We start from the raw sequence: 23,450 nt of genomic DNA, 5'->3' as shown, positions 1-23,450 counted from the left end.
CCGGCCTCTTGTTGGGCCGCGAGGCTTACGCTGTCACGGTTTTGCCCCGCCGCCCACCATGACCCCGCGTCAGTCGCGCTCCCCGGTCACCGCCGGCGCCACGTCCGGCGCGAAGCTGTCCAGGATCGGCGCCTCGGCGTAGAGCGCGTCGCGCCGCTCCAGCTCCTCGCGGATCGCCGCATGCTTGGCCGCGTCGAGCTTCCAGCCCAGCACGCAGGCCCCGCCCAGCATCACGAACACGATCGGCCCGACGATGAAAGCCAGCTCCAGCCCGCGGATCGCGCTGTCGGTGTTCACCGCGCCGTCAGCAGGATTGAAGCCGATCTGCGCCAGCAGCGGGAAGGTCAGCACGATGGCGAAGGCCGAGGCGATCTTGTTGGCGAGGGCGTTCAGCGCATAGATCAGGCTTAAGCGCTCCTGGCCCTGTTCCAGCCGCACCTCGTCGGCGACGTCGGCCAGCATGGCGCGGATCATCAGGTCGAAGCCGGCGGCCATGAAGCCCTGCCAGAACATCATCGGGATCCCGAAGGCCATATCGCCCTTGGGCAGGAACATCACCGTGCAAAGGCCCAGCGAATAGGCCGTCGTGGTGACCATCAGCGTGCGGTGCTTTGAGAACCGCATGGCCAGCCGTGCGGTCAGCGGCGCGCCCAGGATGCCGGCCACCACATAGACCAGCAGCAGGGCCGAAGCCTGCTCTGTCGAGAACCCGCGCGAGTCGGTGAAGAAGAACATGTAGAGCGCGCTCATCCAGCCGGGGCCGAGCGTCAGCGCCATCTGCGCCAGGAACAGCCGCAGCAGGTCCGGCTTGGTGATCAGCGAGAGGTAGTCCTTGAACGCGAAGTGCTCGGACGGGGTCTTCACGATGTGCTCGGGCGTGCGCAGGCAGACCATCGCCACCACCGCCGGGATCATCGCGAAGATGAACCAGCCCATGGCCTTGACGCCCTCGGCCTCCGACAGTCCGACATGCGCCGCCCCGATCGGGATCACCAGCACGGTCATCGCCCCGATCACGCCGGCCGCCGCCAAGATGCCGAAGATCCGCGAGCGCTGGTGGTACTCGGTGGCCAGGGTCGCAGCCCAGGCCGAGTGGCCGAGGCCCAGGATCGAATTGCCCAGGTAGAACACCAGCAGCCAGAAGATCAGGTAGGGCAGCCCGATCCCGCTGGGCGCCTCGAACAGCGCGTAGACCGCCGCCATCAGGATCGGACCGCCGATCAGCACCCAGACCCGGTAGCGGCCGAGCCGTGTGCGTGTGCGGTCCATCACCAGGCCGAGCACCGGGTCGACGCCGAGATCGAGCATCCTCACCACGAAGAAGGCGACCCCGATCAAGGTCAGGTCTACCGCCAGGTGGCTGGCGAAGAACGGCGGGATGTAGACCGACACCGCCACCGCCAGCGCCCCGAGCGGAAACGCCAGGGTGGAAAAGGAGAGCGCAGTCGAAGTCGACAACGGCCGAGGCCCGCTGGCCTGCGCGTGCTGGATCAATCTGGCTTCTCCCTCAGCGCCGGTCGCCGCCAGCGTCTGCCGTCATTGATCCGCTTCCCCCACGGCAGAGCAAGCGCCGGAAGCCCTGGCCTGGCGAAAAAGACGCGTGAACCACGTTTAACAGGCGCTCAATTTCAAACGCTCGTTTGCGAGCCGCCGTTTTTCCGGCAAGGTCGCGCGCTCTAGGGACCGGAAAAGCGGAGACAGACGCCATGAACAGCGGCGCGGAATTCGACATCATCGTCTACGGCGCGACCGGCTTCACCGGACGCCTGGTGGCCGAACACCTGGCCGGGCGGTACGGCGTCGGCGGCGAGGTGAAGTGGGCCATGGCCGGGCGCAGCCTGGAGAAGCTGCAGCAGGTCCGCGACGAGATCGGCGCCCCCAAGGACACGCCGCTGATCGTCGCCGACGCCGGCGACCCGGCCTCGGTCAAGGCGATGGTCGAGCGCGCCAAGGCGGTGCTGACCACCGTCGGCCCCTACCAGCTCTACGGCTCGGACCTGGTCGCCGCCTGCGTCGCGGCCGGAACCGACTATCTCGACCTCTGCGGCGAGCCGAACTGGATGGCCGCCATGATCAGGCAGCACCACGAGGCCGCCCAGAAGAGCGGCGCGCGCATCCTGTTCTCCTGCGGCTTCGACTCCATCCCGTTCGAGCTCGGCGTCTACTTCGCGCAGGCGACCGCCCGCCAGAAGCTCGGCGGCGTGGTCCCGCGGGTGAAGGGCCGGATGCGCCAGCTCAAGGGCGGCCTCTCGGGCGGCACCGCCGCCAGCGGCCGGGCCACCATGGCCGCGATCCAGAAGGACCCCAGCCTGTTCGCCCTGATGGTCGACCCGTTCGCCCTGACCCCGGGCTTCAAGGGCCCCGAGCAGCCGGCCGGGAACGCCGTCGAGCGCGACGAGGACCTGGGCGCCGACGTCGGCCCGTTCATGATGGCCGCCATCAACACCAAGAACGTCCACCGCTCGAACTTCCTGCAGGGCCACGCCTACGGCCAGGACTTCGTCTATGACGAAATGGCCGTGGTCGATCCCAAGGCGCCGGCCAGCTTCGCCCTCGAGGAAGGGACCGGCCCGCAGCCGGGCGAGGGCCCCAGCAAGGAAGAGCGCGAGACCGGCTTCTATGACGCGGCCTTCATCGGGATCGCCGCCGACGGCCGCAAGGTCGTGGTCTCGGTCAAGGGCGACAAGGACCCTGGCTACGGCTCGACCTCGAAAATGATCGCCGAGACCGCCATCTGTCTCGTCAAGGAAGCCGCCGACGTTCCCGGCGGCCTCTGGGTCCCGGGCGCGGCCCTGGGCGACAAGCTGATCGCGCGCCTGCAGAAGAACGCAGGCCTCAAGTTCGAGGTGGAAGCATGACCGACCTGTTCACCCCCCTTAGCTTCCAGCACGGCCCGGCGATGAAGAACCGCTTCATGCTGGCGCCGCTGACCAACACCCAGAGCCACCCCGACGGCACGCTGTCCGACGACGAGTTCGCCTGGCTGACCTATCGGGCCGAGGGCGGCTTCGGCCTGACCATGACCTGCGCCGCCCACGTCCAGGCCATCGGCCAGGGCTTTCCGGGCCAGCTCGGCGTGTTCGGCGACCAGCACCTGCCCGGCCTCACCCGCCTGGCCGCGGCGATCAAGGCCAAGGGCAGCATCGCGGCCCTGCAGCTGCACCACGCCGGCAACCGCTCGCCCCAGGAGCTGATCGGCCAGGCGCCGGTCTGCCCGTCGGACGATCCGGAGACCGGCGCCCGCGCCCTGACCCTGGCCGAGGTCGAGCAGCTGCGCGAGGACTTCATCGCCGCCGCCGTCCGCGCCGAGAAGGCCGGCTTCGACGGGGTCGAGATCCATGGCGCCCACGGCTACGTGCTCTGCCAGTTCCTGTCGCCGACCCTCAACCGGCGCGAGGACCGCTACGGCGGCTCGCCGGAGAACCGCGCCCGCCTGGTCTTCGAGATCATCGACGGGATCCGCGCCCGCTGCGGCGCGAACTTCCAGCTCGGCCTGCGCCTGTCGCCCGAGCGTTTCGGCCTGGAGCTGGCCGAGATCATCGAGGTCGCCCGCCAGGTGCTGGCTCAAGGCAAGATCGACTATCTCGACATGTCGCTGTGGGACGTGGCCAAGGAGCCGGTCGAGGAAGCGTTCCAGGGCCGCAGCCTGATGTCCTACTTCACCGAACTGGACCGCGGACAGGTCCGGCTCGGGGTCGCCGGCAAGATCATGTCCGGCGCGACCGCGCGCCAGTGCCGGGCGGACGGCGCCGACTACGTCCTGATCGGCCGCGCCGCCATCCTGCACCACGACTTCCCGCAGAAGGTCGCCGCCGATCCGGACTTCGCCTCGATCGCCTTGCCGGTCACGCGCGAGCACCTGCGAAACGAGCGCCTGGGCCCGGCCTTCGTCGAATACATGAACGGCTGGAAGGGTTTCGTGGCGCAGGAAGAGACGGCGCCGACCGCGTGATCTCTCACGTCTTCATCGGGGCCGACGACCTTGACCGGGCCATGGGCTTCTACGGCCCGGTCATGGAGGCCCTCGGCTATCCGCTGAAGTTCGTCGATCCCGCCCGCGGCTGGGCAGTCTGGACCTCGCCGGGCGGAGCGCGGCCGTTTCTGATCGTCGGACGACCGTTCGAGGGCGCCGCGACGCCCGGGAACGGCCAGATGACCGCGCTGCTGGCGTCCAGCCGCCCGGCGGTGGACCAGGCCTACGCCACGGCCCTGCGCAACGGCGGCGCCGACGAGGGGGCGCCCAGCCTGCGTCCGCAGTATCACTCCGACTACTACGGCGCCTATGTACGCGATCCTGGCGGCGCGAAGCTCTGCTTCTGCTGTCACGCGGCCGAGTAAGGCCTACCGATACCGGATCAGCGCTTCCTGCGTGGCCGAGGCCACCAGCTTGCCGCCCTGGTCGAAGATCGAGCCGCGGTTGAAGCCGCGCCCGCCCGAGGCCGAAGGGCTGTCCTGCACATAGAGGTGCCACTGGGTGAAGTCGGTGGCGTGATGGAACCACAGCGCATGGTCGAGGCTGGCGACCTGCAGCCGCCCCTCGCTCCACGGAATGCCGTGCGGGCGCAGCGAAGTGTCCAGCAGGGTCATGTCGGTGGCGTAGGCCAGGGCGCACTGGTGGATCATCGGGTCGGCGCCCAGCGGCTCGCGGGCCCGGAACCAGATCGCCTGCTCGGGATCCATCACCGGGGCGGTCCCGTAGGGCGGCGGATCGACCGGCCGCACCTCGACCGGCCAGGTCCGCCGCTGCTCGGTCTCGCCGCCCGCCGCGCGCAGTTCGTCCTCGTCGAGCAGGCCGTCCGGTCCCGGCAGGGCCGGCATCGCGATCTGGTGCTCCAGCCCCGCCTCCGGGACCTGGAACGAGGCCGACAGGTTGAAGATCTGCTGGCCGTGCTGCAGGGCGGTGACCCGCCGCATGGTGAAGCTGCCGCCGTCGCGCACCCGCTCGACCTTCAGCAGGATCGGAATCTTCGGGTCGCCGCCGCGGATGAAATAGGCGTGCATGGAGTGGCAGACCCGCCCGTCGACGGTGCGATAGGCCGCCGCCAGCGCCTGGGCCACCACCTGGCCGCCATAGATGCGCCGCGTCTCGCCCGGAGGCGTGTGGCCCCGGAACATGTCCAGGTCGATCGCCTCGATGTCGAGGATGCGGACCAGCTCACTCATTTCCGTCACTCGTTTCAGTCCGGGCGGTCGTTCAGAACGACGCCGCCGGCATGTCCTTCAGCCGCGGCGCCACGCGGTCCTTGTCGGAGAGGATGACTTCTCCGTCCCAGGGCCAGGCGATGCCGACCTCGGGGTCGTTCCACAGCAGCGAGCCCTCGGTCTGCGGCGCGTAGTCGCCGTCGACCTTGTAGGCCAGCTCACAGCCGTCGGTCAGGGTCTGGTAGCCGTGCGCGAAGCCGCGCGGCACCAGCAGCTGCTCGCCGCCCTCGGCGGTCAGCCTCGCGCCCACCCACTGGCCGAAGGTCGGCGAGCCGGGACGGATGTCGACCGCCACGTCGAAGATCTCGCCGCGCAGCACCCGCACCAGCTTGGCCTGCGGATGCGGCGCGTTCTGAAAGTGCAGCCCGCGGACCGTGCCGGCCTTGGCGTTGAAGGCCTGGTTGTCCTGCACGAAGTCGTGGTCCGCGCCGGCCGCCGCCAGCGAACGGCGGCTCCAGGTCTCGGCGAACCAGCCGCGCGCATCGCCATGGCGCTTGGGCGTGATAAGCAGGACCTCAGGAATGGAGAGCGGCGTGATCGACGTCATGGCTGCCTGCAAGTTTGGAACCGCCCCCGCATGAACGACCACGCGCAGGAACACAAGTCGCCAGCGCCGCAAAGCCTAGCCAAGTCCCCAGTCGCACCATCAGTCGAGACCGCGGTTCAGATCACAGTCTGCGTCATCGCCTACAATTCCGGCCCGACCCTGCGCGCCTGCCTGCAGCACCTGGCCGACCAGACCTATCGCGACTTCGAGACCCTGGTGATCGACAACGCCTCGCCCGATCCCGGCGACGGCGCGATCGCGCGCGAGTTCCCGTTCGTGCGGCTGATCGAGAACGCCGAGAACCTCGGCTTCTCCGGGGCCGGCAACCAGGCCGCGCGGCTGGGGCGCGGCCGCTGGTTCGTGCTGCTCAACCCCGACGCCTACGCCGAGCCCGACTGGCTGGAACAATTGGTCGCGGCCGCCGGGCGCCATCCGCAGGTGCGCTCCTTCACCTCGCGCCAGGTGATGGCCGAGGACCCGACCCATCTCGACGGCCTGGGCGACGTCATGAGCGGCTACGGCATCCCCTACCGCGGCGGCTATCTGGCCCCCGATCCCGGAAACACTCCCGAGGGCGAGGTGTTCTCGCCCTGCGGCGCGGCGATGATGATCGACCGGGAGCTGTTCCTAGAGCTCGGCGGCTTCGACGAGTTCTTCTTCTGCTATTCCGAGGACGTCGACCTCGGCTACCGGCTGCAGCTGGCCGGCGAGCCAACCGTGCTGGTCCCGGCCGCCACCATCCACCACGTCGGCTCGGCCTCCACCGGCGGGCGCAAGTCGGAGTTCGCCGTCTTCCACGGCACCCGAAACCGCTTCTACGTGGTCTACAAGGACACGCCCTGGCCGCTGCTGCCGATCGTCGTGCCGCTGCACCTCGTGGCGGTGGCCTACATCTCCAGCCGGCGCGAGAACCATCCGCACGCCCATATCGTCTGGCGGGCGTTCACCGAGTCGCTCAAGGGGCTGCCGACCATCCTCAAGAGCCGCCGACAGGTCCAGAAGCGGCGGCGCGCCTCGACGGCCCAGATCGCCCGGGCCATGACCTGGAACCCCTACGACCTGTTCGGGCGGCGGGCGGTCATTCGCCCGCTGCGGCCCAATCGATCAACCGCGCCATAAACGCCCCGCCGCGCTCCATCTGGGCGCGGTCGACATACTCGTCGGCCTGGTGGGCCTGGTCGATCGAGCCGGGGCCGCAGATGACGGTGGAAAAGCCCGCCTCCTGGAACTGCCCGGCTTCGGCCGCATAGGGCACCACCCGGGCCGGACCGTTGTCGCCGGCCAGCCGCCGGGCGAACAGTTCGGCCGCTCCGTCCTCCTCCGGCGACAGCGGCGGGGTGCCCGAACGCTGCACGATCTTCGCCCCGGCCTGCGGGAACAGCGCCTTCAGCCGCGCGTCCAGCGCCGCCACCTGCGCCCGGAACGGGGCCAGCAGCGCCAGCGGGTCCTGGCCGGGCGGACAGCGCAGGTCGAACTGGAACGCGCACTCCCGCGCCAGGATGTTGCCGGCCGTGCCGCCGTTCAGCAGCCCGACGGTCAGGGTCGCGTGCCTGGGCGTGAACGGCGAGGCCGGATCGGCCTCCTCCTCCAGCCGCGCGGCCAGCGCCTTCAGCGACGCCAGCAGCGGGATCGCCTCCATGATCGCCGAGACGCCCAGCTGGGTCTGGCTGGAATGGGCCTCCTTGCCGGTCACCGTGACGGTGAAGGTCGAGATGCCCTTATGGCCGCGCACCGCCTCCATCATCGTCGGCTCGCCGACCACCACCAGCGCCGGGCGCGGCAGTTCGCGGGCGATCACCGCGATCATGTCCGGCGCGCCCAGGCAGCCGATCTCCTCGTCGTAGGAAAACGCCAGGTGCACCGGCTTCTTCGCATTCGCCCCGGCCAGGCTCGGAACCGCCGCCAGCGCCAGGGCCAGAAACCCCTTCATGTCGCAGGTTCCGCGGCCATAGATCCGCCCGTCGTCCTTGGGCGTCAGCACGAAGGGATCGCTGGTCCAGGCCTGGCCGTCGACCGGCACCACGTCGGTATGGCCCGACAGCACCACCCCGCCGGCCTCGGCCGGCCCAATGCTGGCGATCAGGTTCGACTTGCTGCCGTCATGGTTCGGAACCCGCCGGTGCGCGACCCCATGGCCGTCCAGATAGGCCTCGACCCACTCGATGAGGGCCAGGTTGGACAGGCGCGAGGTGGTGTCGAAGGCCACGAGCGTCTCGAGGATCTCCAGCGCGCGGGCGGTCAGGGCTTGGGGCGTGGGCATGGGCGCAACCTAAGCCCTCCCGCCGCCGACCTCCAAGCCGCGAGCCTCCAGCCTTGACGTATTGATCATGATCGCGGCCTAGACAGGCGCCATGATCCTGACCCTCTCCTGCCCCGACCAGCCGGGCATCGTCGCGCGCGTCTCGGCCTTCCTGTTCGAGCGCGGCGCCAACATCCTCGACGCCCAGCAATACGACGACCAGGAGACCGGCAAGTTCTTCATGCGCGTCGTCTTCGACGCCAAGGGCGCGGACCTCGACGCCTTGCGCGGGCAGTTCGAGGACCTGGCCAAGGGCTTTTCCATGCGCTGGTCGCTGCGCGACCCGAAGGTCAAGCGCAAGGTCATGATCCTGGCCAGCCAGCAGGACCACTGCCTGGCCGACCTGCTCTATCGCTGGCGGCGCGGCGAACTGCCGATGGAGATCACCGCCGTGGTCTCCAACCACCCGATCGAGACCTACGCCAACCTCGACCTCTCGGACGTGCCGTTCCACCACCTGCCGGTCAAGCGCTCGACCAAGCTGGAGCAGGAAGCGGCGATCTGGAAGCTGATCCAGGACACCGACACCGAGCTCGTGGTCCTCGCCCGCTACATGCAGGTGCTGTCCGACGGCCTGGCGGCCAAGCTTGAGGAGCGGTGCATCAACATCCACCACTCGTTCCTGCCCGGCTTCAAGGGGGCGCGGCCCTACCACCAGGCCCACGAGCGCGGCGTGAAGGTGATCGGGGCCACCGCCCACTACGTCACCGCCGACCTCGACGAGGGCCCGATCATCGAGCAGGACGTCGAGCGCATCAGCCACCGCGACACCCCCGCCGCCCTGATTCGCAAGGGCCGCGACATCGAGCGTCGGGTCCTGGCCCGCGCCGTCCGCTGGCGGCTGGAAGACCGCGTGCTGCTGAACGGCGCCAAGACCGTGGTGTTCACGGACTGACATCCGCTCATCCCGGCGAAAGCCGGGACCCAAGCTAAGCTGCCGCTGGCACGACGTCCGCATGGGCCCCGGCTTTCGCCGGGGTGAGCGGATTGGGTAAGGTCGCCTCCATGCCCCTCAGCGTCTTCGGCATCGTTCTCTTTGCGGCCCTGCTGCATGCGAGCTGGAACGCCATCGTCAAGCTGGCGCCGGACAAGCTGCTGACCACCATCCTGGTCGCCGCCGCTGCGGCGGCGATCTCGGCGCTGGCCCTGCCGTTCCTGGCCCAGCCGGCGCGCGAGAGCTGGCCGTTCCTGGCCGCCTCCACCGTGCTGCAGGTCGGCTACTACCTGCTGGTCGCCCGCGCCTATCGCGGCGCCGACATGAGCCAGGCCTATCCGCTGATGCGCGGGACCGCGCCGCTGATCGTCGCCCTGGTCAGTCGCTTCTGGCTGGGCGAGCAGCTGTCCGCCGTCGCCACCGTCGGGATCGCCCTGGTCTGCGGCGGGGTGCTCAGCCTGGCGCTCGGCGCGCGCGGGACCAGCGGCGCCGGCGTGCGCGCGGCCCTGCTCAACGCGGTGGTCATCGCCAGCTATACCCTGATCGACGGGGCCGGGGTCCGGGCCTCGGGGACGCCCGCCGCCTACACCCTCTGGCTCAACCTGCTCTCGGGCGCGCCGCTGCTGATCTGGGTGCTGGCCGCCCGCTGGCGCACCTTCATCCCCTATGCCCGCACGCATCTTGCGCTCGGCCTGGTCGGCGGGCTGGGGACGCTGACCTCCTACGGCCTGGCGCTGTGGGCGATGACCTATGCCCCGGTGGCGGTGATCGCCGCCCTGCGCGAGACCTCGATCCTGTTCGCCACCGCCATCGCCGTCTTCGTGCTGCGCGAGCGTCCGACCCCCGGCCGCATTCTCGCCGCCCTGCTGATCGCCGCCGGCGCCGTGGTCCTGCGCCTGGCCTGAGCGCGGCTTTGACTGTCGCGGCGTCAAGCGCCGACCCTTCCCCGAAATTCCGGAGGAGGACCCCATGGCCGACGCCCCGATCCTGCTGACCGATGATCCGGCCCCGCACGTGCGCCGCATCACCCTCAATCGCCCCGCCAAGCGCAACGCCCTCTCCAATGCGCTCCGGGCCGAGATCTTCGCCGCGCTGGAGGCCGGCGACGCCGACCCCGACGTGCGGGTGATGATCATCCGCGGGGCGGGGAGCTGCTTTTCGTCCGGCTACGACCTGGCCGGCGTCGGCGAGCTCCCCTGGCACACGGCCGGGAACCAGGGCCAGTGGGCGCGCCATGTCGTCGACGGCTGCTTCCGGGTCTGGGACCTGGCCAAGCCGGTGATCGCCCAGGTGCATGGCTGGTGCCTGGCCGGCGGCTCCGAACTCGCCGTCGCCTGCGACCTGGTCTACGTCGCCGAGGACGCCCAGATCGGCTATCCCGCGGTGCGCACCATGAGCCCGCCCGACAACCACTATCACGTCTGGCTGATGGGCATGCGCGCGGCCATGGAGCAGATGCTGACCGGCGATTCCATCGACGGGAACGAGGCGGTCCGCCTCGGCTTCGCCAACCGCGCCTATCCGCTCGCCGACCTGGAACCGGCCGTTCTCGCCATGGCCGAGCGGATCGCCAAGGTCGACCCGGAGCTGGCCCAGCTCAACAAGCGCCTCGTCCACCGCCAGATGGAGGTGATGGGCATGCGCCAGGGCATCCGCGCCGGCACCGACCTTCACGCCCTCGGCTGGAGCACCAAGGCCTCGCGCGAATACATGGCCCGGCTGCGCGAGGGCGTCACCGCCGCCCTCAGCGAGCGCGACGGCAAGTTCGACGACTACCGGACCGGCCCCAAGACCTAGGGCCAAGACTTAGTATTTACATTGTAAGTTAAAAGCTCCACAGTCGCGGCGCAACCGATCGGAGCGCGCCGTGACCGACCTCCTCCTCGCCATCGCCCACCACCTGCTGGTCTTCAGCCTCGCCGCCATCCTGGCCGTCGAGCTCGCCACGATCCGTCCCGGCCTAGGCGGCGCGGCCCTGCGCCGGCTGGGGATCGTCGACCTGCACTACGGGCTGATTGCGGCCCTGATCCTCATCGTCGGCTTCGCGCGCGTCTACATGGGCGTGAAGGGCCCGGAGGCCTATCTCGGCGCCTGGACGTTCTGGGCCAAGGTCGGGGCTTTCGCCCTCGTCGGCCTGCTGTCGGCCCCGCCGACCCTGCGCATCCTGCAATGGCGCAAGCGCGCCCGCGCCGAGCCCGGCTTCGCCCTCGGCGCGGCCGACGTGAAGGCCGTCCGCCCGTTCCTGATCGCCGAACTCGCCGTCTTCGCCTCGATCCCGGTCTTCGCCGCGATGATGGCCCGCGGGATCGGGGTCTAAACGACGAGATGCTCCCCCAGCTGGGGAGGAACGAGCGGCGGAGCTACCCCACCCGGCTCGACATGCCGCCGTCGACGAACAGCACCGTTCCGGTGATGAACCGCGACTCGTCGCTGGCCAGGAACAGCGCCGCATAGGCGGTGTCCCAGGCCGTGCCCATCTGGCCGCCCAACGGCACCCGGGCGTTGCGGGCCTCGCGCACCGCCTGCTGCTCCTGGCCGCTGGCCTGGGCGATGCCGGCCACCGCCATCGGCGTGTCCAGCAGGCCCATGGCGATGGCGTTGCAGCGCACGCCCTTGGCCGCATTGGCCTGGGCGACGCTGGTGGTCAGCCGGTTCAGCGCCGCCTTGGAGATCTCGTAGGCCGCCTGATTGCCGCCGGCGATAGAGGCCAGCGACGAGATGTTGACGATCGAGCCCTTGCCCTGCTCGCGCAGGGTCGGCAGCACGGCCTTGGAGACCTGCCAGGCGCCCTTCAGGTTCACCGCCAGGATGCGGTCGAAGGCCTCCTCGGTCAGCCTGTGCGCCGGTCCGTCGCCGCCCCCGCCGATGCCGACATTGTTGACCACGATGTCGATGGGGCCGAACCGCTCGCGCGCCGTCGCCACCATCGCCTCGCAGTCGGCCGCCTTGGTGATGTTGGCCGCCACGGCGCTGGCCCGGCCGCCCTCGGCCTCGATCAGCGCCACCGTCTCCTGCGCCCGGTCGATCAGCCGATCGACGCACAGCACCTGCGCGCCCTCGCGGGCGAACAGCATCGCGATCGCCCGGCCGTTGCCGATCGTCTCGCCCGGCGTCTGGCCGGCCCCGACGACGATGGCGCTCTTGCCCGCCAGCCGCATGCTCAGAACCCCTTCAGGTCGGGATCGAGGGTCTGGCCGGCGTCCAGCTGCACGCCGAACGAGTTCAGGATCATCGAGACCTGGGTGTACTGGCCGGCGGTGAACACCACGTCCATGCACTGTTTGTCGCTGAAGTGCGCCTTCAGCGCGCTCCAGGTCGCGTCGGTGATGAACTGGTCGTGGTGCAGCTCGTCGCTGGCCCGCAGCAACGCCTGGTCCGCCGCGCTCCAGCCGGGCGCATCGGCCCCGCCCTTGATCCGGGCGACCTCATCCTCGGTTAGGCCCGCCCGCACGCCGATCGGCACGTGCTGGGTCCACTCGTAACCGGACTTGCAGAGATAGCCGATGCGCAGGATCACGATCTCCCGCTCGCGGGCCGGCAGGTCGTTCTTCTTCGACAGCACGTAGTTGCCCCAGGCCAGGAAGCCCTTGGCCGCCTTCGGCGCCCCCACCATGGTGCGGAAGATGTTGAGCACCCGATCGCCCATCGGCGCCAGGATCTCCTTCTGCTCGTCGTTCAGCTGAGCGTCCTGGACCGGCGCGATTCGCGGCTTGGTGAGGCGCATGGCGTTTCCCCCTTGGATTCTGTTTTTCGGTTCTGGTTTGGCGGCCAGCAAACAGGGTGCAGCGCTTGGACGCAAGCCTTCAAGCAGGCGGTATGCTTCAGCCCTCGAGGTCGGTCTTCAGCCGTTCCAGCAGGCTAACTGCGCGCTCGGCATACGGCCCCAGCCAGCGGTCATGGATCTGCTTGATCGGCATCGAGTTCAGGTGGTTCCAGCGCTCGCGCCCCTCCCGCCGGGCGATCACCAGGTCGGCGGCCTCCAGCACCTTCAGATGCTGCATCACCGTGCAGCGGTCGAGCTGCGGAAAGCGCAGGCACAGCTCCCCGGTGGTCAGCGGCTGGTCCTTGATCTCGTCCAGCATCCGCCGCCGCGTGGACGACGCCAAAGCCTTGAAAATCAGGTCGTTTTCGTCGTCGCTTGACATGTTATAAATTTATAACACAAATGACCGCCAAGCAAGTGAAAGCTCACAGGAGCAGGACCATGGATCTGAACTTTCGGGTGACCGCCCGCATCGCCAAGCCGCTCGCCGAGGTGTTCGAAGCGGTCGCCAACCCCGACCAGCTGTCGCAGTACTTCACCACCGGCGGCGCCAAAGGCCGGCTGGAGACCGGCGCCACGGTCTACTGGGACTTCGCCGACTTCCCGGGCGCCTTCCCGGTCTGGGTGATCGAGGTGGTCCCCAACCAGAAGATCGTCTTCGAGTGGGAAGCCAACGACGGCCCGCCCGAGAACGAGGGCAACCTCGTCACCCACGTCGGCTACAAGACCCAGGTGACCATGAGCTTCGAGGGGCTCGACGACGGCCGCACCCTGGTTTCCATCGAGGAGCACGGCTGGAAGCAGACGCAGGTCGGCCTGCGCGCCTCCTACGGCAACTGCCAGGGCTGGACCCAGATGCAGTGTTCGCTGAAGGCCTGGCTCGAGCACGGGATCAACCTGCGCGAGGGCATGTTCAAGTAGAGCCGAAAACCGCTGGTCTAGGAACGCGACGCGGAAGAGAGTGCCGGCCCCACGCTCAATCAAAGGCCGGTCAGATGGCGATTTCCCTCTACGACGTCAGCGTCGCTTCCTTCCTGCAAACCGTCGGCGGCGTCGCCGGCTTCCTGGAACGCGGCCTGGCCCATTGCCAGGACAACGGCATCGACCCGCATGAGATCGTGACCTCGAAGATGTGCGAGGACATGTTCGACTTCCGCTTCCAGGTGATCTCGGTCGCCCACCACTCGCTGGGCGCCATCGAGGGCGTGAAGGCCGGCGTGTTCTCGCCCGGCGGCGACCAGACCGCCCAGGACCTGCCGGCCCTGATCGCGCTGATCAAGGACACCCACGCCAAGCTCGCGGCGATCAAGCCGGACGAAATCAACGCCTACGAAGGCAAGGACGTGTTCTTCGAGTTCCGCGGCACGAAGATCCCGTTCACCGCCGAGAACTTCCTGATGTCGTTCTCCACCCCGAACCTGCACTTCCACGCCACCACCGCCTACGACCTGCTGCGCTCGCGCGGCGTGCCGATCGGCAAGCGCGACTACATGGGCGCGCTGCGGATGAAGATGGGCTGAGGCGTCAGGCCGCAGTCAGCCAGCCCCGCAATAGGGCGCTGACGGCGGCCGGCTGCTCCAGCGGCGGCAGGTGGCCGCACGCTTCGAACATGTGCAGTTGCGATCCGGCGATCCCTGCGTGGATTTCGCCGGATTCGGCCGGCGACGTCAGCGCGTCGGAATCGCCAACAGCGACCAGGGTCGGAACATCGATGGCCGCCAGAGTCGGCCGCGAATCCGGCCGCCCGAGGATCGCTGTCTGCTGGCGCAGGAACGCCTCGCCGCCGACCCGCGCGGCCATGGCCCGCACCTCCTGCCCTACCGGTCCATCGACCTGCGAGGCGTGCACCAGCTGCGGCAGCAGCCGGGTCGTGACCCCCAGGAACCGTCCAAGCTTCAGCGACTCGATCGCCATCCGCCGCGTCGTCGCGCGCTCTGGGCTGTCGGGCGCCGCGCTGGTCGCCAGCAGGGCCAGGCGGGTCACCCGCTCGGGCGCCTGGCGCATGATCTCAAAGGCGACGTAGCCGCCCATCGACAGGGCGGCGAGCGCGAAGCGCGGCGGCGCTTCGGACAGGACGCGGGCGGCCATGGCGGCGACGCTGTCGTCCTTGGTCAGGTCGGCGATCAGTGGCGCAGCGATGTCCGACAGCGCCTGGGCCTGCTCGCTCCAGAGCCGCTCGTCGCAGAGCAGCCCCGGCAGCATCACCAGCGGCGGAACCATCAGCCCTGGCCGATGCGACCCGGCGCCGGCAGCACGTCGATCAGTTCGATGCGGAAGATCAGCACGCTGTTGGGCGGGATCTCGCCGTTGCCGGCGCCTTCTTCGCCATAGCCCTGTGCCGGCGGGACATAGAGCGTCCACTCATCGCCCGGCCGCATCAGCTGCAGGGCTTCCTTCCAGGCCGGGATCAGCGCCGGCAGCGGCATCGCCGCCGGGGCGCCGCGCTCGTAGGACGAGTCGAAGATCTTCCCGGAGACCAACTTGCCCTCGTAGTGGACCTTCACCTCGTCATTCGGGCCGGGCTTCAGGCCGGTGGCGGGACCTGAGCGGACGATCTTGTACTGCACGCCCGAGGGCAGGGTCTGGACGCCTTCGGCCTTGCCGTTGGTCTCCATGAACGCCTTGGCCTCGGCCGCGGACTTGGCCAGCTCGGCAGGGTCGGCGCCGCCGCGGCCGCAGGCGGCCAGCAGCAGGGCGGCGAGAACGGGAAGAAGGCGCTTCATGTGAGGTCTCTCTAGACGGCGCGCGGCGGATAGCCGTGCTCGCGCAGGGCGTCCATGATTTCCTGGGTGTGCTGGGCGTCGCGGGTCTCGATCATGATGTCGAACTCCGCGCCCTTGGCCGGCACGTCCAGGGCCAGGCGGTTGTGGGCCACCTCGATGATGTTGGCGCCCATCTGGCCGATCACCGCCGAGACGGTGGCCAGCAGGCCGGGACGATCGTCGCCGATGATCCGCAGGGAGACCAGCCGCTGGTCGCGGACCAGCTCGCGGGTCAGCACCGAGGCCAGCAGCCGGGTGTCGATGTTTCCGCCGGTGACGATCAGCCCGACCTTCTTGCCCTTGAACTTGCCGGGATAGGCCAGCAGCGCGGCCAGCGAGGCTGCGCCGGCGCCCTCGACCACGGTCTTCTCGACATTGCAGTAGAGCGCCACCGCGCGCTCGAAGTGCGGCTCCTCGATCAGCAGCACCTCGTCGATCAGCGGCCGGGCGATAGCGTAGGACAGGTCGCCGACCTGCTTGACCGCGATGCCCTCGGCGATGGTCGCCCCGCCGCTGGTCCCGTTGACGCCGCGCATCTTCGCGGTGAACGACGGATACATGGCCGGCTCGACGCCGATCACCTGGACCTTGGGGTTCAGCGACTTGGCCACGGTGGCGCAGCCGGCGATCAGCCCGCCGCCGCCGATCGGGATCGGCAGGACGTCCAGGTCCGGCACGTCCTCGAACATCTCCAGCGCCACCGTCCCCTGGCCGGCCATCACCTGCAGGTCGTTGAACGGGTGGACGAAGGCCAGGTCCTGCTCGGCGCAGAGCCTCATCGCCACCGCCGAGGCCTCGTCGTAATTGTCGCCCTCCAGCACCACGTTGGCGCCGTGGCCGCGGGTCTGCTGGACCTTCACGAACGGGGTCGAGCGCGGCATGACGATGGTCACCGGAATGCCCAGCCGCGCGGCGTGATACGCCAAGCCCTGGCTGTGGTTGCCGGCCGAGGCGGCGATCACGCCGCGGCCCCGCTCGTTGTCGGACAACTGCAGCAGGGTGTTGAGCGCCCCGCGCTCCTTGTAGGCCGCCGTGAACTGCAGGTTCTCGAACTTCACCCACACCTCGGCGCCGGTAATCTCCGACAGGGTCCGCGAATGGCGGCAGGGCGTGCGCTCGATGTGCCCCTTCAGCCGGTCGGCGGCGGCGCGGATGTCGTCCAGAGAAAGCGTCATGTCAGAGCCGATGTGGGAGATGGGCCACGTCTAGCGGCGCAAACCCGCAACGGCAATCGCTGCCTGGCGCCGCGCGCAGGCTGGCGCCCTATTCGGCCACCGCGAAGTTGCGCAGGATCCGGTCGGCGTTCTCCTCGCAGGACAGCCCCTCGGGCCGATCCTCGATGTCGGCCACCAGCACCTCCAGCCGCCGCCGGGTCCGCGCCAGCCGCTTCTCCATGGCGCGGATGTCCGCGAGCTTCTCGCGCAGGGCCGCGACCAGCTCCCCGTGCCGCCGGGCGGCCGGATCGCTCGGCAGCAGCCGGCGGATCTCGTCCAGCGAGAACCCCGCGTCCTGCGCGCTGGTGATGATGCTCAGCGCAGTCAGCGTGTCGGCGGCATAGGTCCGGTAGCCGTTGGGCCGGCGCGAGGCGCGCAGCAGCCCCTGCGACTCGTAGAACCGGATGCGCGAGGCCGACAGCCCCGTCTGTTTGGCGATCTCGCCGATCAGCACGATCCCGGCCTCCGCGGTTGACCTTAAACTTAACTTAAAGGTTAGACAGCTCGGCGTCGAGAGGAGCCTCCCCATGCGAGCCTATGTTCTCCAACGCTACGGCGGCGCCGATGGCGCGGCCCTGATCGAGTTTCCGGCGCCCAAGCCCGGCCCTCGCGAACTGCTGATCGCCGTGCGCGCGGCCGGCCTGAACCCGGTCGACGTCGGATTCCGCAAGGGCAAGCTTCGCCCCCTCTATCGCCTGAACCTCCCCACCGTCCTGGGCTGCGAGCTGGCCGGCGAGGTGGCGGCGGTCGGCGCCCAGGTCACACGGTTCAAGGTCGGGGACCGGGTGTTCGCGCGGGTCGAGAAACACCGGCCAGGCGCCTTCGCCGAGCAGGCGGTGGTCGGCGAGGACTGCGTCGCCCAGATCCCGGCCGGCCTGGACTTCGAGACCGCCGCCGGCACGCCGCTGGCCGCGCTCACCGCGCTCCAGGCGCTGCGCGACGAATTGCACGTCGCTGCGGGACAGAAGGTCTTCATCTCCGGCGGGGCCGGCGGCGTCGGCACGTTCGCGATCCAGATCGCCAAGCTGCTCGGCGCCCACGTCACCACCACCGCCTCCCCGCGCGGCGAGGCGCTGGTCCGCGCCATGGGGGCCGATGTGGTGATCGACTATACGGCCGGCGGCCTTGGGGACCTCGCCCGCGACTTCGACGCCGGGCTCGACCTGGTCGGCGGGGCGACGTTGGAGCGGATGTTCCAGATCGTGAAGCCGGGGGCCAAGGTCGTCTCGGTCGCCGCGGTTCCGGAGCCGCGGACGGCGCTGCTGGACCTCGGCGGACGCAAGGGTCTGGCCGTGCTGTTCTGGCTGATCAGCGCCGGCGTCCGCCGCAAGGCCCGCGCCGCGGGCGTCGACTACCGCTACATGTTCATGCGCCCGAGCAGCCAGGACCTGACCCAGCTGGGCGACTGGATCGCGACCCAGCGGCTGCGGGTCGTCATCGATCGCACCTTCCCCTTCGCCAGGATCGCGGACGCCTTCGCCTACCTTGAAACCGGCCGGGCCAAGGGCAAGATTGTCGTCTCCATGGCTTCTGGCGGCGACTGACGCGCGAGGCCCGACCGCGACCGGCAGGGCAGCACGACATGACGCCGCACATCCCGTCCGACGCCTCCGCCGACCAGGCCCGCGCCCTGCTGGCCGACGCCGGCTGGCGCGAGATCGGGACCGGCGACTGGTCGTGGGTGCTGGCCGATCCGTCCGGCGCGCTCGCCGCGCGGGTGACGCCTTTTGACCCCGCCTACCGCCTGCACGCCCAGGCCGTCCTGGACGGCCCGCCGAACCGCTGGCTGCCGCGGGTCGACGCCGTCCTGCCGCTGGCGGGCGACGGTTACGTGGTGATCATGGAGCGGCTCTGGCCGGCCCCGGAGGACGCCGCCGCCGCCTTCTGTGCGGCGCTCGGCGTGCGCAACAAGAGCGGCTACCAGCTGGACGAGACGCTGGCGTTCCCGCAGGCCGACGCCGACCTCGCAGAGCTTCGCACGCGGGTGCTCGCGCTCAGCGCCGAGGGCGCCCGCCGCTGGCGCCTATGGGGCGGCTCGGACGTGCGTCCCGGCAACGTCATGGCCGACGCGCAGGCTCGGCTTAAGCTGGTCGATCCGCTGTTCCTGCGCGGCCTGGCCGTCGTGGAGGCGATCGCCGAGGGCCGCATCGAAGACCTCAGCGACTTCCGCCGCGATCAGCTGGAGGCCTTCCTGACCATCCCGCCCTTCAAGCCGGGACCCGAGACGGACGACCTCCGCCGCAAGCTCTCGACCCTGGCTATTTCACCGCAACCGCCAGCTTGAACGTCCCGCTCTCGCCGCGACGCGCCGTCGCCCGCGGCTGGAACGGCTTGATCAGATAGACTCCGGCCTTGGGCGCCGTCACGCTCGCATTGGGTCCGTCGACCTCGCCGCGGTGCGCCGCCGCCCCGCTGGTGTCGGCGGCGTCGACCACGTTCATGTAGAGGTTGGTGTTCGAGGGCTCGAAGGTCACGCTCAGGGTCTGCCCCTGCGCCACCGGCACGGCGTAGACCGTGGTCTTGTAGCCCTTGACCTCGCCGCTGGCGCTGGCCGCGCCGCTCGCATCCAAGCTGAGGACTTCCAACGTCTCGTCCGGGCTCAACAGCCCCTTGAGCGCCGCCTGGTCGACGGCCGGCGCAACCGCGACGGGCGCGGGCGCGGCGGCCGGGGCGGCGGGGACTTCGGCCGGAGCCTCGGCAGGCTTGGCCGCCTGCTGGCCGCAACCAGCCAGGGCGAACGCCGCCGCCGCGGCGGCCAGGGTCAGGCTTGGGGGATGTGAGGTCATCGCTTGTTCCTTCAGCTAGAGCAGGTCGCCACGCCCGCCGGCCTTCAGCGCCTCGACCCCGGCCCGCACGGCGGCGGGCGCGTCGCGGCGGGTGACCAGCACCACCCCGTTCTCGACCACGACCACCAGGTCCTCGACCCCGGCCAGCACCACGACCGGCCCATCGGTGCGGGCCAGGCAGTCCTTGGTCTCGACCGCCACCACCTCGCCCTCCAGGGCGTCGCCGCGCTCGGTCCTGTCCGACAACTCCCAGAGCGCGCCCCAGTTGCCGACGTCGGCCCAGCCGATGTCGGCCTCGACCACGCTGGCGCGGTCGGTCTTCTCCATCACCGCCACGTCGATGGCGATGCTCGGCGCCTCCAGGAACGCCGGCGACAGCGCCACCAGGTCGCCCGCCTGCGCCGCGCCCTCGACCGCCGCCTGCGCCGCCGCCGTGACCTCGGGGGCCAGCCGCCGCGCCTCGTCCAGGAACGCCCCGGCCTTGAACAGGAACATCCCGCCGTTCCAGGTGAAGTTGGGATCGGCCACGAACTGCTGGGCTGTCGCCAGGTCCGGCTTCTCGACGAACCGCGCCACCTTGCGCACTGCGCCGTCACCCTGGGCCTGGATATAACCGTAGAGCGTCGAGGGGCCGGTGGGCTTCAGGCCCAGCAGCACGATCTCACCGGCCTCCGCAGCCGCCCGCCCGGCCTCGATCGCGCCGTGCAGGGCGGCGACGTCGGCGACCAGGTTGTCGGCGTGCATCAGCACCATCAGCGCCTGCGGATCGATCTGCGCGCCGAACGCGGCGGCCGCCACCGAGGCCGGGGCGGTGTTGCGCGGGGCCGGTTCGGTGATCAGCGCCTGCGGCGTGATCCCCACCGCCTGCAACTGCTCGCGCGCCAGGTCGGCGTGCGCCGCCGCGCAGACCACCACGGGAGCCGCAAAGTCCTCGCCGGTCAGCCGCAGGGCCGTGTCCTGGATCAGGCTGTGCTGCCCGCCCAGCCGGTGGAACTGCTTGGGTCGCCCGGTCCGCGACAGCGGCCATAGCCGCGTCCCGGCCCCGCCCGACATCAGCACGGGAATGATCTTGGTGGTCATGCTGCAACTCCCGCCGCGTTCGTCATCCCCGGGCGTCATCCCGGCTTGGGCGGCCGCTCATGCCGGGTCGTATTCGCTGACCAGGTGGCCGGGGGCCACTTCCTTCAGCTGCGGCACATAGACCGGTCCCTCCGCCGTCAGCCTGGAAGGCAGGAAGCGCAGCGCGCTCCTGGGATCCATCGGCGAGGGCGGCTCGCCGATCAGCTTGATCCGCGCGCGGCTGCGCTCGCGCGCCGGATCGGGGATCGGCGCCGCCGACAACAGGGCCTTGGTGTAGGGGTGCTGCGGGTCGGCATAGAGCTGCTCGCCGCTCGCCTCCTCCATCACCCGGCCCAGATACAGCACCATCACCCGGTGGCTGATCTCGCGCACCACCGCCAGGTCGTGGCTGATGAAGATCATCGCCATGCCCATCTGCTTCTGCAGCTCGATCAGCAGGTCGATGATCTGGGCGCGGATCGAGACGTCGAGCGCCGAGACCGCCTCGTCGCAGATCACCAGCTTCGGCTCCAGGATCATCGCACGGGCGATCCCGACCCGCTGGTTCTGGCCGCCCGACAGCTCATGCGGATAGCGGTTGATCAGCGCCGTCGAGAGCCCCGCCCGCTCCATCATCGCGCGCACCTGCGCCTCGCGCGCCGCGCCCTTCAGCTCGGGGCGGAACACGCTCAGCGGCTCGGCGATGGAATCGCCGATGGTCATGCGCGGGTCGAGGCTGGCCAGCGGGTCCTGGAACACGATCTGCAGGTCGCGGCGGGCGGCGCGCATCGACTCGCGGTCGGCATGGGTGATGTCGCGGCCCAGCACGCTCACCGCCCCGCCGGTCGCCGGGATCAGGTTCAGCACCGCCCGCGACAGGGTGGACTTGCCGCAGCCGCTCTCGCCGACCACGCCCAGGGTCTCGCCCTGGCGCACCTTGAACGACACCCCGTCGACGGCGCGCAGCAAGGCCTTGGCCCCGAACATCCCCTGGTGGACCGGGAAGTGGACCTCGATGTCCTGCGCCTCGACCACCACCGGGGCGTCGGCCGAAACGGGATCGAGGGTCGGACGTCCGCCGCGGTCCGCGCGGTCCAGCCGCGGGATCGCCGCCAGCAGCGCCTGGGTGTAGGGGTCCTGCGGCGCGGCGAACAGGGCGGCGGCTTCGCCCTCCTCGACATAGGCCCCGTCCTTCATCACGCAGACCCGGTCGGCCAGCCGCGCGATCACCCCCATGTCGTGGGTGATCAGCACCATCGCCGTGCCCGTCTCGCGGCCGAGTTCGGCCATCAGGTCCAGGATCTCGGCCTGTACGGTCACGTCCAGCGCCGTGGTCGGCTCGTCGGCGATCAGCAGCTCCGGCGCGCAGGCCATGGCCGCGGCGATCATCACCCGCTGGCGCATACCGCCCGACAGCTCGTGCGGGTACTGGCTCATCCGCCGCCCCGCCTCGGGGATGCGCACATGCTTCAGCCACTCCAGCGCCTTGGCCTTGGCGGCGGCGTCGCCCATCCCCAGGTGCAGCCGCAACGGCTCGGCGATCTGCTCGCCGATCCGCACGTGCGGCGTCAGCGCCGTCAGCGGGTCCTGGAAGATCATGGTCATCTTGGAGCCGCGTATCTTGTTCAGCGCCCGGGGTTTCAGCCCCAGCAGCTCCTGGCCCTTGAATTTGATCGAGCCGCTCGCCCGGCCGTTGGCCGCCAGCAGGCCCATCGCGGCCATGAAGGTCTGGCTCTTGCCCGACCCGCTCTCGCCGACCACCCCCAGCACCTCGCCGCGGGCGACGCTCAAGGAGACGCCGCGCACGGCGCTGACGATCCCGTCATGGGTTTTGAAGTCGATCTTCAGATCGTCGATGGAAAGGACTGGCTCGGCCAACTCGACCTCGGATCAAAAACAGGCGCCGACCATAGACCGGTGCGCGGCCATGGCGAAACCACGCGCAGGGCCCCAAGTCTTTGGCTATAGGATGGCGAACCCGAGAGTCAGCGCCCGATGAGTATCCCCCGCCCCGCCCTGTTCCTCGACCGCGACGGCGTGCTGAACGAAGACCCCGGCTATGTGCACCGCTGGGAGGACTTCCACTGGATCCCCGGCGCCCGCGAGGCGGTGGCCGCCTTCAACGCCGCCGGCTGGTGGGTGTTCGTGGTCACCAACCAGTCGGGGGTCGGCCGCGGCTACTACGCCGAGGACGACGTCATCGCCCTGCACGCCAGGATGAGCGAAAGCCTGGACGAGGTCGGCGCCCGCATCGACGCCTACTACTACTGCCCACAGCATCCCGACGCCCAGGTCGACGTCTACCGCCATCCCGATCCGCCGGACCGCAAGCCCAACCCCGGCATGCTGCTGCGCGCGATTTCGGAATGGCCGGTCGACCTGTCGCGCTCGCTGATGGTCGGCGACAAGGACTCCGACCTGCAGGCCGCCGCCCGCGCCGGCGTCCGCGCCCTGCACTTCACCGGCGGCAACCTGGCCGAGTTCCTGAAGGCCGAGGTGGTCGTCGCCTAGAGCATTTTCCGCCGAAGTGGCTACCGGTTCGGCGAAGAAAATGATCTAAATTCAAAGAGTCTTGAGCAATTTCCGATCCAATCAGATCGGAAATTGCTCTAGAGCCGCCGCCGCGAGACCCGGCCGAGCCAGAGGATCACCCCGACATTGGCCGCCATCCCGGCCAGCACCACCAGCATCCCGGGCCACGGCCCGCCGTGCAGCCATTGCAGGGCGAAGCTCCAGGGCATGGCCAGCACGATCGCCAGCACGCCGGCCAGCGGGTCCGGGGGGGCCCCGAACCAGCCGCGCGAGCTGATCGGGATCAGCGCCAACGCTCCAAGGCACAGCGCCGCATAGACGCCCGCCAGCACCCGGCTCCATCTCATGGGGC

Annotated in this window: 28 protein-coding genes; 13 read left to right on the top strand and 15 right to left on the bottom strand. The window is 69.8% G+C overall.

Annotation, left to right across the window (positions count from 1 at the left end; all coding sequences use genetic code 11):
* Window positions 1-69: 69 nt before the first annotated feature.
* Window positions 70-1,494 carry an MFS transporter gene (locus OUA97_RS11315; RefSeq protein WP_267231997.1) on the bottom strand — a complete coding sequence of 475 codons (1,425 nt, stop codon included), beginning with the start codon at window positions 1,492-1,494 and terminating at the stop codon, window positions 70-72.
* Window positions 1,495-1,706: 212 nt separating this feature from the next.
* On the opposite strand from OUA97_RS11315, the gene OUA97_RS11310 reads away from it, so the two are divergent.
* Genes OUA97_RS11310 through OUA97_RS11300 form a run of 3 tightly spaced genes read left to right on the top strand, consistent with a single transcriptional unit; the run spans window position 1,707 to window position 4,338 of the window.
* Window positions 1,707-2,858 (top strand): saccharopine dehydrogenase family protein, encoded by a 1,152-nt coding sequence (locus tag OUA97_RS11310; RefSeq protein ID WP_267231996.1) that lies wholly within the window; start codon window positions 1,707-1,709, stop codon window positions 2,856-2,858.
* Window positions 2,855-3,952: an NADH:flavin oxidoreductase gene (locus OUA97_RS11305; protein ID WP_267231995.1), complete on the top strand. Its 1,098-nt coding sequence runs from the start codon at window positions 2,855-2,857 to the stop codon at window positions 3,950-3,952. The genes OUA97_RS11310 and OUA97_RS11305 overlap by 4 nt, the downstream gene beginning before the upstream one ends.
* Window positions 3,949-4,338 carry a VOC family protein gene (locus OUA97_RS11300; RefSeq protein ID WP_267231994.1) on the top strand — a complete coding sequence of 130 codons (390 nt, stop codon included), beginning with the start codon at window positions 3,949-3,951 and terminating at the stop codon, window positions 4,336-4,338. The genes OUA97_RS11305 and OUA97_RS11300 overlap by 4 nt, the downstream gene beginning before the upstream one ends.
* A 3-nt stretch (window positions 4,339-4,341) precedes the next feature.
* Here the strand turns inward: OUA97_RS11300 and OUA97_RS11295 are convergent, their stop codons facing one another.
* Window positions 4,342-5,163, bottom strand: a complete 822-nt coding sequence (locus tag OUA97_RS11295) for an acyl-CoA thioesterase (protein ID WP_267231993.1) — start codon at window positions 5,161-5,163, stop codon at window positions 4,342-4,344.
* 31 nt (window positions 5,164-5,194) lie between these two features.
* Complete coding sequence (rfbC, locus tag OUA97_RS11290) at window positions 5,195-5,749, bottom strand: dTDP-4-dehydrorhamnose 3,5-epimerase (RefSeq protein WP_267231992.1); 555 nt, start codon at window positions 5,747-5,749, stop codon at window positions 5,195-5,197.
* Between the two features lie 30 nt (window positions 5,750-5,779).
* On the opposite strand from rfbC, the gene OUA97_RS11285 reads away from it, so the two are divergent.
* A complete protein-coding gene (locus OUA97_RS11285) occupies window positions 5,780-6,868 on the top strand; it encodes a glycosyltransferase family 2 protein (RefSeq protein WP_267231991.1) in 1,089 nt (362 codons plus the stop codon).
* Here OUA97_RS11285 and argE read toward each other — a convergent pair.
* On the bottom strand, window positions 6,828-8,009 hold the full coding sequence (argE, locus tag OUA97_RS11280; protein WP_267231990.1) for an acetylornithine deacetylase: 1,182 nt from the start codon (window positions 8,007-8,009) through the stop codon (window positions 6,828-6,830). The genes OUA97_RS11285 and argE overlap by 41 nt on opposite strands.
* Window positions 8,010-8,100: 91 nt before the next feature.
* Between argE and purU the strand changes: the two genes are divergently transcribed.
* From purU to OUA97_RS11260, 4 genes are all read left to right on the top strand, one after another.
* Window positions 8,101-8,943 (top strand): formyltetrahydrofolate deformylase, encoded by an 843-nt coding sequence (gene purU / locus OUA97_RS11275; protein ID WP_267231989.1) that lies wholly within the window; start codon window positions 8,101-8,103, stop codon window positions 8,941-8,943.
* Between the two features lie 110 nt (window positions 8,944-9,053).
* The gene (locus tag OUA97_RS11270; protein WP_267231988.1) at window positions 9,054-9,887 is read left to right on the top strand and encodes an EamA family transporter; all 834 of its coding nucleotides are present in this window, start codon (window positions 9,054-9,056) and stop codon (window positions 9,885-9,887) included.
* A gap of 64 nt (window positions 9,888-9,951) precedes the next feature.
* Window positions 9,952-10,779, top strand: a complete 828-nt coding sequence (locus tag OUA97_RS11265) for an enoyl-CoA hydratase-related protein (RefSeq protein WP_267231987.1) — start codon at window positions 9,952-9,954, stop codon at window positions 10,777-10,779.
* A gap of 70 nt (window positions 10,780-10,849) precedes the next feature.
* Entirely contained in the window at window positions 10,850-11,299 is a 450-nt protein-coding gene (locus tag OUA97_RS11260) for a DUF2214 family protein (protein WP_267231986.1), read from the top strand.
* Window positions 11,300-11,342: 43 nt separating this feature from the next.
* Here the strand turns inward: OUA97_RS11260 and OUA97_RS11255 are convergent, their stop codons facing one another.
* From OUA97_RS11255 to OUA97_RS11245, 3 genes are all read right to left on the bottom strand, one after another.
* Window positions 11,343-12,140 (bottom strand): SDR family NAD(P)-dependent oxidoreductase, encoded by a 798-nt coding sequence (locus OUA97_RS11255; RefSeq protein WP_267231985.1) that lies wholly within the window; start codon window positions 12,138-12,140, stop codon window positions 11,343-11,345.
* 2 nt (window positions 12,141-12,142) lie between these two features.
* Entirely contained in the window at window positions 12,143-12,706 is a 564-nt protein-coding gene (locus OUA97_RS11250; RefSeq protein WP_267231984.1) for a carboxymuconolactone decarboxylase family protein, read from the bottom strand.
* A 97-nt stretch (window positions 12,707-12,803) separates the two neighbouring features.
* Window positions 12,804-13,127, bottom strand: coding sequence for an ArsR/SmtB family transcription factor (locus tag OUA97_RS11245; RefSeq protein WP_267231983.1), 324 nt, complete (start codon window positions 13,125-13,127; stop codon window positions 12,804-12,806).
* A 59-nt stretch (window positions 13,128-13,186) separates the two neighbouring features.
* On the opposite strand from OUA97_RS11245, the gene OUA97_RS11240 reads away from it, so the two are divergent.
* Both OUA97_RS11240 and OUA97_RS11235 read left to right on the top strand, forming a co-directional pair.
* Window positions 13,187-13,666 carry an SRPBCC family protein gene (locus OUA97_RS11240; RefSeq protein WP_267231982.1) on the top strand — a complete coding sequence of 160 codons (480 nt, stop codon included), beginning with the start codon at window positions 13,187-13,189 and terminating at the stop codon, window positions 13,664-13,666.
* A 74-nt stretch (window positions 13,667-13,740) separates the two neighbouring features.
* On the top strand, window positions 13,741-14,265 hold the full coding sequence (locus OUA97_RS11235; RefSeq protein ID WP_267231981.1) for a DUF1993 domain-containing protein: 525 nt from the start codon (window positions 13,741-13,743) through the stop codon (window positions 14,263-14,265).
* A 4-nt stretch (window positions 14,266-14,269) separates the two neighbouring features.
* Here OUA97_RS11235 and OUA97_RS11230 read toward each other — a convergent pair whose 3' ends face one another.
* The 4 genes from OUA97_RS11230 to OUA97_RS11215 form a co-directional block, all read right to left on the bottom strand.
* Window positions 14,270-14,965, bottom strand: coding sequence for an alpha/beta fold hydrolase (locus OUA97_RS11230; protein WP_267231980.1), 696 nt, complete (start codon window positions 14,963-14,965; stop codon window positions 14,270-14,272).
* Complete coding sequence (locus OUA97_RS11225; RefSeq protein WP_267231979.1) at window positions 14,965-15,468, bottom strand: FKBP-type peptidyl-prolyl cis-trans isomerase; 504 nt, start codon at window positions 15,466-15,468, stop codon at window positions 14,965-14,967. The genes OUA97_RS11230 and OUA97_RS11225 overlap by 1 nt, the downstream gene beginning before the upstream one ends.
* Window positions 15,469-15,479: 11 nt before the next feature.
* Complete coding sequence (locus OUA97_RS11220) at window positions 15,480-16,682, bottom strand: threonine ammonia-lyase (RefSeq protein WP_267231978.1); 1,203 nt, start codon at window positions 16,680-16,682, stop codon at window positions 15,480-15,482.
* Between the two features lie 88 nt (window positions 16,683-16,770).
* Window positions 16,771-17,175, bottom strand: coding sequence for a MerR family transcriptional regulator (locus tag OUA97_RS11215; protein WP_267231977.1), 405 nt, complete (start codon window positions 17,173-17,175; stop codon window positions 16,771-16,773).
* Between the two features lie 73 nt (window positions 17,176-17,248).
* On the opposite strand from OUA97_RS11215, the gene OUA97_RS11210 reads away from it, so the two are divergent.
* Entirely contained in the window at window positions 17,249-18,265 is a 1,017-nt protein-coding gene (locus tag OUA97_RS11210; RefSeq protein WP_267231976.1) for an NADP-dependent oxidoreductase, read from the top strand.
* Window positions 18,266-18,303: 38 nt separating this feature from the next.
* Window positions 18,304-19,005, top strand: a complete 702-nt coding sequence (locus OUA97_RS11205; protein ID WP_267231975.1) for a hypothetical protein — start codon at window positions 18,304-18,306, stop codon at window positions 19,003-19,005.
* On the opposite strand, the gene OUA97_RS11200 is transcribed toward OUA97_RS11205, so the two are convergent.
* From OUA97_RS11200 to OUA97_RS11190, 3 genes are read right to left on the bottom strand one after another with little or no spacing between them, the layout of a single operon-like run.
* A complete protein-coding gene (locus OUA97_RS11200) occupies window positions 18,980-19,507 on the bottom strand; it encodes a PPC domain-containing protein (protein WP_267231974.1) in 528 nt (175 codons plus the stop codon). The two genes, OUA97_RS11205 and OUA97_RS11200, sit on opposite strands and share 26 nt — an antisense overlap.
* 15 nt (window positions 19,508-19,522) lie before the next feature.
* The gene (locus tag OUA97_RS11195) at window positions 19,523-20,587 is read right to left on the bottom strand and encodes a mannose-1-phosphate guanylyltransferase (protein ID WP_267231973.1); all 1,065 of its coding nucleotides are present in this window, start codon (window positions 20,585-20,587) and stop codon (window positions 19,523-19,525) included.
* Window positions 20,588-20,644: 57 nt separating this feature from the next.
* Window positions 20,645-22,444: a dipeptide ABC transporter ATP-binding protein gene (locus OUA97_RS11190; protein WP_267231972.1), complete on the bottom strand. Its 1,800-nt coding sequence runs from the start codon at window positions 22,442-22,444 to the stop codon at window positions 20,645-20,647.
* Window positions 22,445-22,561: 117 nt separating this feature from the next.
* Between OUA97_RS11190 and OUA97_RS11185 the strand changes: the two genes are divergently transcribed.
* Window positions 22,562-23,077 (top strand): D-glycero-alpha-D-manno-heptose-1,7-bisphosphate 7-phosphatase, encoded by a 516-nt coding sequence (locus OUA97_RS11185; protein ID WP_267231971.1) that lies wholly within the window; start codon window positions 22,562-22,564, stop codon window positions 23,075-23,077.
* A gap of 98 nt (window positions 23,078-23,175) precedes the next feature.
* Here OUA97_RS11185 and OUA97_RS11180 read toward each other — a convergent pair whose 3' ends face one another.
* On the bottom strand, window positions 23,176-23,445 hold the full coding sequence (locus tag OUA97_RS11180; protein WP_267231970.1) for a hypothetical protein: 270 nt from the start codon (window positions 23,443-23,445) through the stop codon (window positions 23,176-23,178).
* Between the last annotated feature and the right edge of the window lie 5 nt (window positions 23,446-23,450).

Origin of the sequence: Phenylobacterium sp. 58.2.17 (assembly GCF_026411515.1) — a bacterium.
Taxonomy (GTDB): domain Bacteria; phylum Pseudomonadota; class Alphaproteobacteria; order Caulobacterales; family Caulobacteraceae; genus Phenylobacterium.
The sequence above is the reverse complement of the archived record's forward strand: the minus strand, read 5'-3'. Positions and strand labels throughout refer to the sequence as shown.

Excerpts from the sequence above, each read along its gene's own strand:
- rfbC (WP_267231992.1), bottom strand. The coding sequence starts at position 5,749 with ATGACGTCGATCACGCCGCTCTCCATTCCTGAGGTCCTGCTTATCACG.
- OUA97_RS11240 (WP_267231982.1), top strand. The coding sequence starts at position 13,187 with ATGGATCTGAACTTTCGGGTGACCGCCCGCATCGCCAAGCCGCTCGCC.
- OUA97_RS11230 (WP_267231980.1), bottom strand. The coding sequence starts at position 14,965 with ATGGTTCCGCCGCTGGTGATGCTGCCGGGGCTGCTCTGCGACGAGCGG.
- OUA97_RS11180 (WP_267231970.1), bottom strand. The coding sequence starts at position 23,445 with ATGAGATGGAGCCGGGTGCTGGCGGGCGTCTATGCGGCGCTGTGCCTT.
- OUA97_RS11285 (WP_267231991.1), top strand. The coding sequence starts at position 5,780 with ATGAACGACCACGCGCAGGAACACAAGTCGCCAGCGCCGCAAAGCCTA.
- OUA97_RS11250 (WP_267231984.1), bottom strand. The coding sequence starts at position 12,706 with ATGCGCCTCACCAAGCCGCGAATCGCGCCGGTCCAGGACGCTCAGCTG.
- OUA97_RS11245 (WP_267231983.1), bottom strand. The coding sequence starts at position 13,127 with ATGTCAAGCGACGACGAAAACGACCTGATTTTCAAGGCTTTGGCGTCG.
- OUA97_RS11310 (WP_267231996.1), top strand. The coding sequence starts at position 1,707 with ATGAACAGCGGCGCGGAATTCGACATCATCGTCTACGGCGCGACCGGC.
- OUA97_RS11210 (WP_267231976.1), top strand. The coding sequence starts at position 17,249 with ATGCGAGCCTATGTTCTCCAACGCTACGGCGGCGCCGATGGCGCGGCC.
- OUA97_RS11235 (WP_267231981.1), top strand. The coding sequence starts at position 13,741 with ATGGCGATTTCCCTCTACGACGTCAGCGTCGCTTCCTTCCTGCAAACC.
- purU (WP_267231989.1), top strand. The coding sequence starts at position 8,101 with ATGATCCTGACCCTCTCCTGCCCCGACCAGCCGGGCATCGTCGCGCGC.
- OUA97_RS11265 (WP_267231987.1), top strand. The coding sequence starts at position 9,952 with ATGGCCGACGCCCCGATCCTGCTGACCGATGATCCGGCCCCGCACGTG.
- OUA97_RS11185 (WP_267231971.1), top strand. The coding sequence starts at position 22,562 with ATGAGTATCCCCCGCCCCGCCCTGTTCCTCGACCGCGACGGCGTGCTG.
- OUA97_RS11200 (WP_267231974.1), bottom strand. The coding sequence starts at position 19,507 with ATGACCTCACATCCCCCAAGCCTGACCCTGGCCGCCGCGGCGGCGGCG.
- OUA97_RS11295 (WP_267231993.1), bottom strand. The coding sequence starts at position 5,163 with ATGAGTGAGCTGGTCCGCATCCTCGACATCGAGGCGATCGACCTGGAC.
- OUA97_RS11205 (WP_267231975.1), top strand. The coding sequence starts at position 18,304 with ATGACGCCGCACATCCCGTCCGACGCCTCCGCCGACCAGGCCCGCGCC.
- OUA97_RS11220 (WP_267231978.1), bottom strand. The coding sequence starts at position 16,682 with ATGACGCTTTCTCTGGACGACATCCGCGCCGCCGCCGACCGGCTGAAG.
- OUA97_RS11270 (WP_267231988.1), top strand. The coding sequence starts at position 9,054 with ATGCCCCTCAGCGTCTTCGGCATCGTTCTCTTTGCGGCCCTGCTGCAT.
- OUA97_RS11225 (WP_267231979.1), bottom strand. The coding sequence starts at position 15,468 with ATGAAGCGCCTTCTTCCCGTTCTCGCCGCCCTGCTGCTGGCCGCCTGC.
- OUA97_RS11255 (WP_267231985.1), bottom strand. The coding sequence starts at position 12,140 with ATGCGGCTGGCGGGCAAGAGCGCCATCGTCGTCGGGGCCGGCCAGACG.
- OUA97_RS11195 (WP_267231973.1), bottom strand. The coding sequence starts at position 20,587 with ATGACCACCAAGATCATTCCCGTGCTGATGTCGGGCGGGGCCGGGACG.
- OUA97_RS11305 (WP_267231995.1), top strand. The coding sequence starts at position 2,855 with ATGACCGACCTGTTCACCCCCCTTAGCTTCCAGCACGGCCCGGCGATG.
- argE (WP_267231990.1), bottom strand. The coding sequence starts at position 8,009 with ATGCCCACGCCCCAAGCCCTGACCGCCCGCGCGCTGGAGATCCTCGAG.